The 13,144-nt window shown below is 67.1% G+C and carries 12 protein-coding genes; 7 read left to right on the plus strand and 5 right to left on the minus strand.

The genetic code is table 11. From position 1 onward, the window contains the following. Window positions 1-99: 99 nt before the first annotated feature. From alaS to LC068_RS06870, 4 genes are all read left to right on the plus strand, one after another. Window positions 100-2,748 carry an alanine--tRNA ligase gene (gene alaS, locus LC068_RS06855; RefSeq protein WP_226635719.1) on the plus strand — a complete coding sequence of 883 codons (2,649 nt, stop codon included), beginning with the start codon at window positions 100-102 and terminating at the stop codon, window positions 2,746-2,748. A 101-nt stretch (window positions 2,749-2,849) separates the two neighbouring features. Continuing rightward, window positions 2,850-4,247: a WG repeat-containing protein gene (locus LC068_RS06860; RefSeq protein WP_226635721.1), complete on the plus strand. Its 1,398-nt coding sequence runs from the start codon at window positions 2,850-2,852 to the stop codon at window positions 4,245-4,247. A gap of 302 nt (window positions 4,248-4,549) precedes the next feature. Further along, the gene (locus LC068_RS06865; RefSeq protein WP_226635723.1) at window positions 4,550-5,170 is read left to right on the plus strand and encodes a hypothetical protein; all 621 of its coding nucleotides are present in this window, start codon (window positions 4,550-4,552) and stop codon (window positions 5,168-5,170) included. A 448-nt stretch (window positions 5,171-5,618) separates the two neighbouring features. Next, entirely contained in the window at window positions 5,619-5,885 is a 267-nt protein-coding gene (locus LC068_RS06870; protein WP_226635725.1) for a hypothetical protein, read from the plus strand. Between the two features lie 51 nt (window positions 5,886-5,936). Here LC068_RS06870 and LC068_RS06875 read toward each other — a convergent pair whose 3' ends face one another. The 4 genes from LC068_RS06875 to LC068_RS06890 form a co-directional block, all read right to left on the minus strand. Continuing rightward, entirely contained in the window at window positions 5,937-6,563 is a 627-nt protein-coding gene (locus LC068_RS06875; RefSeq protein ID WP_226635727.1) for a tetratricopeptide repeat protein, read from the minus strand. Window positions 6,564-6,664: 101 nt separating this feature from the next. Further along, window positions 6,665-7,213 (minus strand): DUF2939 domain-containing protein, encoded by a 549-nt coding sequence (locus LC068_RS06880; RefSeq protein WP_226635729.1) that lies wholly within the window; start codon window positions 7,211-7,213, stop codon window positions 6,665-6,667. 100 nt (window positions 7,214-7,313) lie between these two features. Next, a complete protein-coding gene (locus LC068_RS06885) occupies window positions 7,314-7,895 on the minus strand; it encodes a DUF2939 domain-containing protein (RefSeq protein ID WP_226635731.1) in 582 nt (193 codons plus the stop codon). 207 nt (window positions 7,896-8,102) lie between these two features. After that, complete coding sequence (locus LC068_RS06890; protein WP_226635734.1) at window positions 8,103-9,317, minus strand: NADP-dependent isocitrate dehydrogenase; 1,215 nt, start codon at window positions 9,315-9,317, stop codon at window positions 8,103-8,105. Window positions 9,318-9,450: 133 nt separating this feature from the next. Between LC068_RS06890 and LC068_RS06895 the strand changes: the two genes are divergently transcribed. From LC068_RS06895 to LC068_RS06905, 3 genes are all read left to right on the plus strand, one after another. Beyond that, window positions 9,451-10,554 (plus strand): DUF1176 domain-containing protein, encoded by a 1,104-nt coding sequence (locus tag LC068_RS06895; protein ID WP_226635736.1) that lies wholly within the window; start codon window positions 9,451-9,453, stop codon window positions 10,552-10,554. Window positions 10,555-10,626: 72 nt separating this feature from the next. Then, entirely contained in the window at window positions 10,627-10,920 is a 294-nt protein-coding gene (locus tag LC068_RS06900) for a hypothetical protein (RefSeq protein WP_226635738.1), read from the plus strand. Window positions 10,921-10,933: 13 nt separating this feature from the next. Continuing rightward, on the plus strand, window positions 10,934-11,293 hold the full coding sequence (locus LC068_RS06905) for a hypothetical protein (RefSeq protein ID WP_226635740.1): 360 nt from the start codon (window positions 10,934-10,936) through the stop codon (window positions 11,291-11,293). A gap of 6 nt (window positions 11,294-11,299) precedes the next feature. On the opposite strand, the gene LC068_RS06910 is transcribed toward LC068_RS06905, so the two are convergent. Next, window positions 11,300-13,123, minus strand: a complete 1,824-nt coding sequence (locus tag LC068_RS06910) for a DUF885 domain-containing protein (RefSeq protein ID WP_226635742.1) — start codon at window positions 13,121-13,123, stop codon at window positions 11,300-11,302. Window positions 13,124-13,144: the final 21 nt, after the last annotated feature.

Below are 13,144 nucleotides of genomic sequence, written 5' to 3' on the forward strand. Positions count from 1 at the left end.
GCGCCCGCACCGCCGATCACGGGCAGGTGATGCAATCGGGCGCGATCCCCTATATGACGGCTGCCTCCCCTTTTTCGCCCTGATCGAGCCAGCCGCCTGATGTCCAGCCTCAAAGAGATCCGTTCGACCTTCCTCGACTATTTCGCCGCCGATGGTCACACCAAGGTGCAGTCCGCACCGCTGGTCCCGCAGAACGATCCGACACTGCTGTTCGTCAACGCCGGCATGGTGCCGTTCAAGAACGTCTTCACCGGTCAGGAGAAGCGCCCTTACAGTCGCGCGGCCAGCGCCCAGAAATGCGTGCGCGCCGGGGGCAAGCACAACGACCTGGACAATGTCGGCTATACGGCGCGCCACCACACCTTCTTCGAGATGATGGGGAATTTCTCGTTCGGCGACTACTTCAAGGAGCACGCCATCGAGGCGGCGTGGAAGCTGGTCACGAGCGACTTCGGCATTCCGAAGGACCGGCTGATGGCCACCGTCTATGTCGACGACGATGAGGCCTTCGACCTGTGGAAGAAGATCGCCGGCCTGCCGGAAAGCCGCATCGCGCGCATCGCCGGTTCGGACAATTTCTGGTCGATGGGCGACACCGGTCCGTGCGGACCGTGCACCGAAATCTTCTATGACCACGGCGACCACATCTGGGGTGGACCTCCGGGCACGCCGGAAGAGGACGGCGACCGCTGGGTCGAGATCTGGAACCTGGTGTTCATGCAGTTCGAGCAGCAGGAAGACGGCACCCGCCTGAACCTGCCCAAGCCGTCGATCGACACCGGCATGGGTCTGGAGCGGGTCGCGGCCGTGCTGCAGGGCGTGCACTCCAACTATGAAACCGACCTGTTCCGCACCCTGATCGCGGCGTCCGAGCAGGCGACGGGCGTGGCCGCCGAGGGCGACCGCGCGCCCAGCCACCGGGTGATCGCCGACCACCTGCGCAGCTCGTCCTTCCTGATCGCCGATGGCGTGACGCCGTCGAACGAGGGCCGCGGCTATGTGCTCCGCCGCATCATGCGCCGCGCCATGCGCCACGCCCACCTGCTGGGCGCGGCCGATCCGCTGATGCACCGTCTGGTGCCGATGCTGGTGGCCGAGATGGGCGAGGCCTATCCCGAGCTGGTCCGCGCCCAGGCCTTCATTGAGGACACGCTGAAGCAGGAGGAGATCCGCTTCCGCACCACGCTGGGCCGCGGCATGACCCTGTTCGAGGAGGCCACGCGCGACCTGGCCGAGGGCGGCACCCTGCCGGGCGGCACGGCCTTTACCCTCTATGACACCTATGGCTTCCCGCTGGACCTGACCCAGGACGAGGCGCGCCGCCGCGGCTTTGCCGTCGACACCGAGGGCTTTGAGGCCGCCATGGCCGAGCAGCGCGACCGCTCGCGTGAACACTGGAAGGGCTCGGGCCAGACCGCCTCGGCGGCCGAATGGCTGGCCGTGCGCGACCGGCTGGGGCCGACCGACTTCACCGGCTACGACAGCGTGGACGGTACCGGCGAGGTGCTGGCGCTCGTGGTCGACGGCGAGGCTGCCGAGGCAGCGCATGAGGGCGTCGAGGCCGAACTGGTGCTGGACCGCACCCCCTTCTACGGCGAAGGCGGCGGACAGGCGGGCGACCGCGGGACCCTGAGCTGGGACGGCGGCCGGGCCGAGGTGCTGGACGTGCAAAAGCCCGCGGCCGACCTGCATGTGCACCGGGTGCGCATCCTGTCGGGCACGCTGAAGAGCGGCGACCGGGTCGAGGCCTCGGTGACGGCGCCCGCGCGCCAGACGACCCGGGCTAACCACTCGGCCGCGCACCTGCTGCACGCGGCGCTCAAGAATGTGCTGGGCCCGCACGTGGCCCAGAAGGGCCAGATGGTGGACGCCGAGCGCATGCGCTTCGACTTCAGCCACAACGCCCCGGTGACCGAGGAGGAACTGGCCCGGATCGAGGATGAGGTGAACGCCGTCATCCGCCAGAACCTGCCGGCCGAGACCAAGCTGATGGCGCCCGAGGCGGCGATCGAGGCCGGGGCCGTGGCCCTGTTCGGCGAGAAATACGGCGAGGAGGTCCGCGTGCTGACGCTGGGCCGCAGCCTGACCGGCGACACGCCCTACTCCGTCGAACTGTGCGGCGGCACCCACGTCGCGCGCACCGGCGACATCGCCCTGTTCAAGATCGTGTCGGAGAGCGGCATCGCCGCCGGCGTGCGCCGCATCGAGGCCCTGACCGGCGAGCCCGCCCGCCAGTATCTGGAGGCCCAGGCCCGGGTCGCGCGCGGTCTGGCCCGCGACTTCAAGATCCAGCCGGCGGATGTGCCGGCTCGCGTCGAGAGCCTGCAAGGCTCGGTCAAGGCGCTGGAGAAACAGGTCGCCGAGCTGAAGAAGCAGCTGGCCCTGGGCGGCGGTTCCGGCGGCAATGCGGCGCCGGAGGAGGTCAACGGCATCAAGCTGATCGCGCGCATCCTGGACGGCGTGGACGGCAAGGGCCTGCGCGGCGTGGCCGAGGATTTCCGCAAACAGGTCGGCTCGGGCGTCGTCGCCCTGATCGGCACGACCGACGGCAAGGCGGCCGTGACCGTGGCCGTGACCAGCGACAGCACCGACCGGGTGAATGCCGCCGATCTGGCGCGTGAAGCTGTTCTGGCCATGGATGGCAAGGGCGCCGGCGGAAAGCCGGATTTCGCACAGGGCGGCGCGCCCGACGCCAGCAAGGCCGAGGCCGGGCTTCAGGCTATCCGCGACACACTCGAGAAACTCTGATCGGCCAGAACTTGATCTGACCTGTCAGTCCGTTACGTTTGTCCCTGTGTACGGGGGCGAACATACAGACGCCCCCTTTGATGATCTGGGGGACTAGTCAGATGACGGACAAGAAGAGCTTGCTGCAGAACAAGGGACTGCTGGCCGGGGTTGCGGTCGTGGCCCTGCTGGGCGTGGGCGCAGCGGCCTGGTCGATGGGGGCGTTCGGCGGTAAGGGCGGGGGTGGCATGGCCACGGAGATCGACCTGGGCCTGATGCCGGTGGCCTATGGCGAGAACTGCGGCTTCGTGGACGAGGACGGCAAGATCGTCATCAATCCCCAGTTCGACGGCGCGGGCTTCTTCACCAAGGACGGCGTCGCCCCGGTCAGCAACGGCGGCAAATGGGGCCTGATCGACCGCAAGGGCAGCTATGTGGTCAATCCGCAGTTCGACTCGATCCTGATGCTGGACGGCGGCGACACCCTGCTGGTCGAGGTCGGCGGTCAATGGGGCACGGCGGACCGCAAGGGCGCCTACATCATCAATCCGCAGTTCGACGAGATGGGCCCGTTCGACGAGAAGGGCCGCGCCCTGGTCCAGTCGGGCGACCAGTACGGCTTCATCGATCGCAAGGGTGCCTACATCATCAATCCCCAGTTCGACTCGGTGGCCATGTCAGGCGACGATGACATGACCGAGATCGTCTATTTCACCAAGGGGATGGCGGCGGCCTCGACCGACCGGAAGTGGGGCTTCATCGACGAAAGCGGCAAATGGGTGATCAATCCCCAGTACACCGCCGTCGGCCAGTTCGGGGAAAACGGTCTGGCGCCGGTTCTGGTGACCACGGTCGAGACCACCGAGAACACCCGCGCCGCCGAGGCCTGGGAGCAGCGCCAGCAGAGCGCCGAACAGCGCGCCGCCGCCTGGGGCTACAGCTATGAGCGGCCCGAGCGCCCGGACTTCAGTCAGGAAACCGAGACCCATCGCTGGGGGTACATCAACACCTCGGGCGAAATGGTCATCCAGCCCCAGTGGGAGCAGGCGGGCGGGTTCGGCCCCGGCGGTCTGGCCCCCGTGCTGGTCGGCGAGGACTGGGGCTTCATCGATTCCGAGGGCAATCTGAAGATCAATCCGCAGTTCGACATGGTCGGCGAGTTCGCCGACGGTCCGGGCGGCGTGGTGGCCACGGTCGCCGTGCAGGGGGACCGCAACAGCTATCGCTGGGGCGTGATCGACGCGTCGGGCACCTACAAGATCAATCCGCAGTTCCGGGCGATTTCCAACTTTGACCGCAACGGCCGGGCGGTGGTCTCGTCCGGCGAGAAGTTCGGCATGATCGATGCCTCGGGCACCTATGTGATCAACCCGATGTACGACGATCTGCGCCCCATCACCGGCAGCCGCGACTATTTCTTCGTGCGCGGCACCGGCGGCGCGGTCGAGATGGGCCGCGTGTCGCGCGACGGCAAGGAACTGGCCTCGGTCAACGGCCAGCAGTGCGACAGCCCCTACTGACGGGGCTCGGTGTCCGCCGTCCCGGAAATGCCCGATCGCGGCATTTCCGGGTGAGGGCCAAGGATACTTTATCGACGGGCTGTCCGGGCGTCCTGCGGAACCGGGAAGCGGACGGCGCCGATGTCCGCTTTCGGTCGGGAGCGGACTGTCGCCCGAGGGGTGGGACGCTGACCTGAGCGCCTGATACGGTTGGTCGTCTGAGGTTTCAGTTTTAGGGATGGGCGATGAGGGCTCTCGCGATAGTCGTCGGGTCACTATGGGTGTCGGCATGCCAACCCGCTCCAGTCTCGCGTTCGGGCGAGTTGAGTCCGCCGCCGGCCGAAATCTCCGGCCCTTGCCTCGGCACCTCTGAACCGAGATGCGTCGTCTATTCATCGGGGCGTGTCATCGATCACACCATCGATTGGGACAGGGGCCTCTTCTACCAGTTGCAGGGAACAGGCCTTCCGCGCTCGGGCGCGGACGAATATTGCAAGGGCGGCTACTGTGCTGTTGCCCTGATCAAGCGTGACGAGAACGGCCAGCTGCACCTGGTCGCCCACGAGGAAAGTACGGACGCGCAGTGGTACGAGGTTCCAGAGATTGTGGCCAGCGGTCTGGTTGTCTTCCAGAGCAACAGTCTCGGGACGGGCCTCTACAATGACGATGTCGTCCTACGCGCAGACGAGACCGGAAAGATGCGTCGAATCGACGTGAACTCATGGAAGCAGGAGGCTAGGCAGCTCGCGCCCGATGCCAATTCGTACTTCGACTGGAGGACCGACTATGGCGCACTCGTCGGGAGCAACGGGCTGGCTTCGAAGGATCCGGACGACAGCGCCCGCACGTCCGTCGGCCTCATCAAGGTTTTTCTCCGTCTCGATGGAGATACGCTCAGGATCGCCTCCCCCATGGTTCGATTCCCGGACCCGAGCGTCCCCTGAGGGTCGAAAGCCAACCGTCGCCTGAGGGTGGAAAGCGGACATTGACACCGGGAGCGGGCCCAGGTTGTCTGACCCAATGTTGCTGCCCTTCATCTTCCTTGTATGCGGCTTGGTGGTGGCGATTGCGCCGCGCTTCCTTGTCGCCCCAGCCGAGGCGGCTCGTCTCCGGAGGCTGGAGGAGATCGAACAGGGGGGGCCGGAGGACTACTTTGAGGAGCGGCGCGAGTTGACCGCCTACACCTTCTCCCGACGGTCCGTGATGGTCTGGCGAATTCTGGGCGCAGTCACTGCTGTTGGGTCAGCCGCACTGTTGCTACGCTCCGGCCTCACGGGATAGCGGCGCAAATACGCCACTGCGAAGGTCCGCAATGGGTCGGGAGGGCCACCGTCGCCTGGGGGTTGGAAGCGGACGCTGCTTCTCCTAGCCTCCGAGATTGGGAGAGGTCGAATGTTCGTTGTCGAGGATGATCTGCACGCCGAACAAGTCGGGCAGTTCGGCACCCGAGAGGAGGCGATGGCCGAGGTTCGGCGGCTCGCCAACATACCCTGGGACAAGCCTCCGAACGTGTCCCCCTGCACTGATTGGAAGACGTGCGGACGAAGCTACGAAATCATCGAATACGACACATCTCGCAAGCCTTGGCGTGAGCTTGGACGAGAAGCGACACTGGATGTTTCTGCGGCGGGCGTTCGCTGGCTGAAGGAGATGGACTAGGTCCCCAACAGGTCGATAGCGGCCGTCGTGTCGGCACCTCGGCGCAGACCTTCAATGAACAGTGGGAAGCGGCTTGGTCGGTATTTGCGGGTGCGACTTCAGGTCAGTTCCCCGCCAGACCTCCACGACCAATCGAAACACATGCCGCAGTCCCTCGATCCGGCCGCGGAGCCCTCCGTAGCCATGAACGAGCGCCCGAGCCAACGCGTGTCTTGCCTTCTGGTGACCCCATGTCGCGCCCTCTCTCCAGAGCGTCACCGCGTGCTGCCGATCCAGCGGAACACCCTCTCCGAACCAGTAGAGGTTCGCGAGGCCGTTGTAGGCCGGGGCAAAGCCGATTGACGCGGCCTGCTCGTAAGCAGCAAAGGCGTCCGTGAAGCGGCCCATGCGATAATAGGTTACGCCCAGTCCGAAGAAGGCTGCGGCGTAACCGGCTTCCGCCGCAACCCGGTACCAGGCTTCGGCACCAGGCAGGTCTTCGTGGTCGTACCAGCCCTCCAACATGCAGCCCGCCACGCAAATCGTACTGAGCATCGAACCGGCGTAGGCCAGCGTCTCGAGCTGATCGAGGCCCTGTTCCCATTCCGGTCCATCGAGCAGGGCGCGGGCGCGTTCAAACTCCGGGCGAAACGGATCGTCCAGGGCTTGCTCGCCATAGATTTCGACAGCGTCGATCATCTGGCCTTCAGATCATGATCGCATTGGACTTCCAAGTCCCGAACCGGCGGTGGCCGCCATGGGTCGAACGCCGACATCGGCCCTGCACCGGAAAGCCGGCCCTAGGCGTCCGGCAGGTCGATCTCGACGAGGCGCCAGCCAAACAGGCCCTGGCGATCCATATTGAGGATCAGCGGCTGGTCCGGGCGGTCGGTGGTGGTCAGGCGCACCTCGACGCGGTTGGCGCCGCGATAGGTCCAGGACTTGCGCACATCGTCCTCGGTCTTGCCGGGACTGGCCTCAGGCCGGTTGAGGACGTCTTCGGGCTCGGGGGCCTCGGCGGTGCGGACCATGGTGGCGACGCCCTGGGGCGTGACGACGGCGTCGATGGCGCCCGAGACAATGGCCGGGCCCAGCAGCATGCCAAGCCCCGCCCAGGCGGGATCCACGCCCGAGTCGCCGGCCCGCATCTCGGCCATCATGCGGGCGTTCAGCTCGTCCTTGAGGCTCTGGCGTACGGCCGGAAAGTCCACCAGCCGCTCGAGGGCTTGCTCGTCCCCCTGTTCGGCGGCACGGGTCAGCGCCTGCATGGCGAAGACGGGCGACAGGGCCCAGGCCCCGGCGAAGGCGACGAGCGCCAGTCCGGCCAGGCCGGTCACAAGTTTACGCATGGTCCCCTCAAACTCCCACTGGTCCGGTCCCCACCGGCACCCTCGCCCTAACGCTCCCCTGCGGTCAGGGTTGCCGTGAGTCGCCGCCCGGGGCCACGGGTCAGCCGCCCTTGCGTCCGCTCTGGCCGACCATGGGAACGGTCTGTTCCGGCAGGCTGACGTGCACCAGCTGCCAGCTGAAGAAGCCGGTCCGGACAAAGGTGAAGACGGTTTCGCCGCCGCTTTCGCCGGTCACGGCCATCCGGGCGCGGTCCATGCCCCAGTAGACCGGGCGCGGCAGCGGCCCGCCGGAGGGTGCATCGGCCTCGACCGTGCCGGTATCCTCCGAGCGGCGCGCGGCCTCGCGGCCCTCGCCCCGCGTCAGGGCGCCCAGCGCCGCCGGCGTCAGATAGGCGTCGGCGCGCGGCCCCTCGGCCGCCGGCCCGCGCTGGAACTGGCGCTGAACGGCGCCGATCGGATCCTCGAGGATGGAGGGCGGCGGCGGGGTGGTCTCGACCCGTCCGGTCAGCTGCGGGCCCAGCGCCTTGCGCATGGCGCCATAGTCGACCAGCCGGTCGAGCTCGGCCACATCGCCGCTGTCAGCCGCGCCGCGCAGGGCGAAGAAGGCCACGCCCGGGGCTGCAAAGAAGCTGATGACCAGCAGCACCACCGCCGCCAGGATCAGATTGCCGATGATTTTCACGTGCCTCTCCTTGGCTGTGTCGATCCCAGAATGCACGAACCCGGCCGGGCCACAAACAAAAGCCCCGCCGACGCGAGTCGGACGGGGCTGATGGGAAGAGGCCTTCGTCATCCCCAGACTTGATCTGGGGATCGGTGCAGGGCGCAGCGGTCAGCCGCCTGCCCGCTCCGATCCTCGGGTCGAGCCCGAGGATGACGGGGTCTGGCTTCAGGCGGCCATGGCCTTGTCGAGGTTCTCGGCGACCTTGTCGAGGAAGCCCTCGGTGGTCAGCCAGGACTGCTGGTCGCCGACCAGCAGGGCCAGGTCCTTGGTCATGAAGCCCGACTCGACGGTATCGACGACGACCTTCTCGAGGGTGTCGGCGAAGCGGTCCAGCTCGGCGTTGTTGTCCAGCTTGGCGCGGTGCTTGAAGCCGCGGGTCCAGGCGAAGATCGAGGCGATGGAGTTGGTCGAGGTGGCCTCGCCCTTCTGGTGCTGGCGATAGTGGCGGGTGACGGTGCCGTGGGCGGCCTCGGTCTCCATGACCTTGCCGTCCGGCGTCATCAGGACCGAGGTCATCAGGCCCAGCGAGCCGAAGCCCTGGGCGACGATGTCGGACTGGACGTCGCCGTCGTAGTTCTTGCACGCCCAGACGAAGCCGCCCGACCACTTGATGGCCGCGGCCACCATGTCGTCGATCAGGCGGTGCTCATAGGTCAGGCCGCGCTTCTTGAACTCTTCGGCGTATTCGGCGTCGAACACCTCCTGGAAGATGTCCTTGAAGCGGCCGTCATAGGCCTTGAGGATGGTGTTCTTGGTCGACAGATAGACGGGGTAGTTGCGCGCCAGGCCATAGCCGAACGAGGCATGGGCGAAGTCGCGGATCGAGGCATCGAGGTTGTACATGCCCATGGCGACGCCCGAGCCCGGCGACTTGAACACCTCGTGCTCGATCACCTTGCCGTCGTCGCCGACGAACTTGATCGACAGGGTGCCGGCGCCCGGCATCAGGAAGTCGGTCGCCTTGTACTGGTCGCCGAAGGCGTGACGGCCGACGACGATCGGCTGGGTCCAGCCGGGCACCAGACGCGGCACGTTCGAGCAGATGATCGGCTCGCGGAAGACCACGCCGCCCAGGATGTTGCGGATGGTGCCGTTCGGCGACTTCCACATCTTCTTCAGGCCGAATTCCTCGACCCGGGCCTCGTCCGGCGTGATGGTGGCGCACTTCACGCCGACGCCGTGCTTCTGGATGGCGTGGGCCGCGTCGATCGTCACCTGGTCGTCGGTGGCGTCGCGGTGTTCCATGCCCAGATCGTAATAGTCGAGCTCGAGGTCGAGGTAGGGGAAGACCAGCTTGTCCTTGATCATCTGCCAGATGATCCGGGTCATCTCGTCGCCGTCGATGTCCACGATGGGGTTGTCGACCTTGATCTTGGCCATGTGCGCTCTCTGTCTTTGCGGGAAGGAAATTTGTGGGGGCGGTATAGCGAGCCCCGCGCCCGCGCGAAACCCCGCCCTTGTGCCCGCGTTGTCGCTGCCTCACGGTGAAACCGCCGGATTGAAGGAGACCCCCATGCGCCGAACACTGCTTGCGAGCCTGGGGGTCAGCCTGATCGCCCTGCTGGGGGCCTGTCAGGGCGAGCCGGAGGGACAGACCGCCACCGGAGCCGAAGCCCCGGCGGACGGCGCGGCGACGCCCTCGCCTGCCCCCGCCGCGGCGACAGCCCGTCCGGAGACGAAGACGTTTCGCGACTGGACCGTGACCTGCGGCAACAATGGAGACTGCACCGCCTTTGGCGCCGGGGCCGATGCGAACGGCTGGCTGCGCATCTTCATGCCGGCGGGGCCGGACGGACAGCCGGTGATCGACATGGGGATATGGATGTCGGACGGCAGTGTGGTGCCGACCCTGACCATCGACAGCCAGCGCTTCGCTGCACGCCTGCAGGACGGTGTGGCCCGCCTTCGCGCCGACCGGACGCGCGCCGCCATCGACGCCCTGGCCATGGGGCGCTCGGCGAGCCTCAGCACGGCGGACGGGTCGCTCGACGTGTCGGTGTCGGGTGTGTCCGCCGCCCTGCTCTGGATCGACGAGCGGCAGGGACGGCTGGATACGGTCACGGCCCTGATCCGCAAGGGCGATGCCCCGGCATCCCGCGTGCCCGCCGCGCCGGCCCTGCCAGTCGTGACGCCTGCCCCCGCCGTCGCCCAGACCGGCATGAAAGAGGGCACGGCCCTGCCCGATGCGGTCGAGGCGATGGGCAAGGTGCGGGAATGCCGGGGCGAGACGGACTTCAGCCCCGACTTCCAGTCGTCCACCCAGCAGTACCGGCTGGATGCCGACACCGTGCTGTGGGGGGTGCCCTGCTTCATGGGGGCCTATAACACCGGCTATCTCTATGTGCTGACGGACAGTGCCGGAGCGTCGCCCCGCATCGTCAGCCTGCCGACCACGGGCGAGGCGATGGAGACGCCGATCAACCCCGACTACGACCCGGCCACGCGACGGCTGTCGGCCTTTGGCAAGGGGCGCGGCATCGGCGATTGCGGCACGGTGCACGAGTGGGTCTGGACCGCGCGCGGCTTTGTGCTGGCGCGGGAAAGCGAGATGGAGCGCTGCTTCGGCGTGACCCCCGACCTGTGGCCCCTGACCTGGGACAGCCGCACGACCGGATAGCGCCGGTATCAGATTCCGTCACAGCCCTTGTGTCCGGTGGCGGACTAAACTCGGGTCATGGGAGGCTTGACCATGACACCGACACCGATGCGTTTTGTGCGATCCAGGGCCGCCGCGGCGGTGGCCGCCTGTGGCCTGCTGGCGTCCGCCTGTGCGAGCGACGATCCCCTGTCCGATCCGCTGTTCTGGCAGGGGGTGTCGATCGGCGCCGATCTGGTGGCGCTGGCGCTGATCCTCGACTCGGACTGCTATACCCGCATCGATGCATGGGGGTATCCGTACCAGGTCTGCCAAGACGACCGGGATTACCGGGATCGCCCTCACCGGCCCCATCGCCCGCATCGTCCGCACCCGCCCCGACAGTGAACGGGAAACGACCATGGTTGCCAGACGCCTGATGATCCTGCTGGCCGCAAGCGCAGCCCTCGGCACCTCGGCCTGTTCGGACCCGGACATCATGGAGGGCATCCTGATGGGGCTCGAGGACGTCAACGCCCAGCTCGAGTGGGAAAACCGGAACTGCTACTACGCCAAACCGCCGGGCAATCCCTATGGCATCGAGCAGCGCTACTGCCCCGGCGACCTGAACTACTATCCGCCGGTCTATGTAGCCCCGGATTATGACCGCGATCATGACCGGCAGGATCGCCGAGACCGCCGCCGTCACCGGGACCACGACCGCGACCGGGACCGGGACCACGATCGGGACCGTGATCGCGATCGCGATCGCGACGATTGAGGCCGGTCAGGCCTTCCGGGCGGCCACCCAGTCGGTGATGACCTCGTCCAGCACGGTCAGGGGCACGCCGCCGACGGCGAGGCCTGTATCGTGGAAGCCCTTGATATCGAACCGGTCGCCCAGAGTGGCCTTGGCGTTTTCGCGCAGGCGCACCCATTCGGTGTGGCCGATCTTGTAGGATGAGGCCTGGCCCGGCCAGACGGCGTAGCGTTCGACCTCGGTGGTCACGGCGCTTTCCTGATCGCCCAGGGTATCGACCATGTAGCGGATCGCCTGTTCGCGGCTCCAGCGCTTGTGGTGGAGGCCGGAGTCGACCACCAGCCGGGTCGCGCGGAACATCAGCGACTGCAGATAGCCGATCTGGCCCCAGGGATCGTCGGCATAGACGCCCATCTCGTCGGCCAGCTGCTCGGCATACAGGCCCCAGCCCTCGGAATAGGCCGAGAAGCCGAGGATCTTGAGCAGCATCGGCGCGTCGTCGTTTTCCTGCTGCAGGGCGATCTGGTGGTGATGGCCCGGCGACGCCTCGTGATAGGTCAGGGTCGGCAGGGTCCACTTCGGCCATTCGGCCGTGTCGCGCAGGTTGATGTAGTAGGCGCCGGGGCGAGAGCCATCCAGCGCCGGCCCCTGATAGTAGCCACCGGGCGCGCCCGCCTCGGTGAAGACCGGCACGCGGCGAACCTCGACCGGGCTCTTGGGAATGCGGCCGAAATAGTCGGGCAGCCGCGCCTGCATGTCCTGCATCTGCAGGTTCAGGTCGGCCAGCAGCTGTTCCTTGCCCGCATCGGTGTTGGGATAGATGAAGCGCTGGTCCTGGCTCATGGCGGCAATGCGCTGGCCGACCGTGCCCTCGGTCATGCCCTCGGCACGCAGCAGGGCGTCGGCCCGGGCGGTGAGCTCGGCCACCTGCTCAAGGCCCATCTGGTGGACCTCCTCGCCGGTCATGGTGGTGGTGGTCGAATTGCGCAGGCCATAGCTGTACCAGGCCTCGCCGTCGGGCAGGCGCCACACGCCCGCATCGTGCACGGCTTCGGCCCGACGTGCCTTGAAGGCGTCGGCCTGGCGCAACAGGGCGGGATAGATCTCTCCGGCGACGATCCGTTCCGCGCGGGCAGCCCAGTCGCCGGCAATGCCCTTCTCGGACGTGCGGCGCTCGACCGAAGTGGTCATGATCGACTCAGCCGCCGGCGTGTCGTGCAGATTGGCCAGCTGCAGCAGGGTCTTGTCGATGACAAAGTCCGGCGGGACGGCCCCGGCGGCAAAGTCGGCCAGCATGCGCTCGGTTTCCTGGTCCAGCGCCGTCGGGAAGGCCGCAAGGCGCGCCAGATAGGCCTCGGCATCCTCGGCCGTCTCGATCTGGTGCTGGCTGTCGAGAAAGTCGGGGATGTTCTGATAGGCGCCGCCCAGTTGGTAGACGGTGTAGGGCGAATTGCCGGTCCCGTAGGCGAACTCCTGGGCGATCTTCTGGGTGTCCCCGAAGAACTTCACGGTGTCGTAGTTGACCGCGTCGCGGCCCGAGAGCGCGCTGCGATCGATGGCGTTCAGCTCATCCATGAAGCCGTTGAACTTGATCTCGTCGGCGTCGATCTTCGCCTGCGAGCGGTCATCGAGCTGGCTCTTGGCGGCGGCCATGGCGCCCTTGTCGAGGCCCAGCGCGGTCAGGAACTCCGGAGAGGTCATGACCAGATCCTGGAAGACCCGATCCATCCAGCCGTTCAGCTCGGCGACGGGATCGGCGCCCGGCAGGGCGCGGGCCAGGGCCTGACCCGAGGCGGCGAGGCCGGCGCCGGCAGCGGCGGCGGTCATGAGAAGGCGGCGACGGTCGATCATGGCGGGCTCCCTTTGGTCAGG

Origin of the sequence: Brevundimonas poindexterae (genome assembly GCF_020524625.1) — a bacterium.
GTDB classification, from domain to species: Bacteria; Pseudomonadota; Alphaproteobacteria; order Caulobacterales; family Caulobacteraceae; genus Brevundimonas; species Brevundimonas poindexterae_A.

Bases quoted from the DNA above. Each gene is read 5' to 3' on its own strand.
- alaS (WP_226635719.1), top strand. From the start codon at position 100: ATGTCCAGCCTCAAAGAGATCCGTTCGACCTTCCTCGACTATTTCGCC.
- LC068_RS06860 (WP_226635721.1), top strand. From the start codon at position 2,850: ATGACGGACAAGAAGAGCTTGCTGCAGAACAAGGGACTGCTGGCCGGG.
- LC068_RS06870 (WP_226635725.1), top strand. From the start codon at position 5,619: ATGTTCGTTGTCGAGGATGATCTGCACGCCGAACAAGTCGGGCAGTTC.
- LC068_RS06875 (WP_226635727.1), bottom strand. From the start codon at position 6,563: ATGATCGACGCTGTCGAAATCTATGGCGAGCAAGCCCTGGACGATCCG.
- LC068_RS06880 (WP_226635729.1), bottom strand. From the start codon at position 7,213: ATGCGTAAACTTGTGACCGGCCTGGCCGGACTGGCGCTCGTCGCCTTC.
- LC068_RS06890 (WP_226635734.1), bottom strand. From the start codon at position 9,317: ATGGCCAAGATCAAGGTCGACAACCCCATCGTGGACATCGACGGCGAC.
- LC068_RS06895 (WP_226635736.1), top strand. From the start codon at position 9,451: ATGCGCCGAACACTGCTTGCGAGCCTGGGGGTCAGCCTGATCGCCCTG.
- LC068_RS06900 (WP_226635738.1), top strand. From the start codon at position 10,627: ATGACACCGACACCGATGCGTTTTGTGCGATCCAGGGCCGCCGCGGCG.
- LC068_RS06905 (WP_226635740.1), top strand. From the start codon at position 10,934: ATGGTTGCCAGACGCCTGATGATCCTGCTGGCCGCAAGCGCAGCCCTC.
- LC068_RS06910 (WP_226635742.1), bottom strand. From the start codon at position 13,123: ATGATCGACCGTCGCCGCCTTCTCATGACCGCCGCCGCTGCCGGCGCC.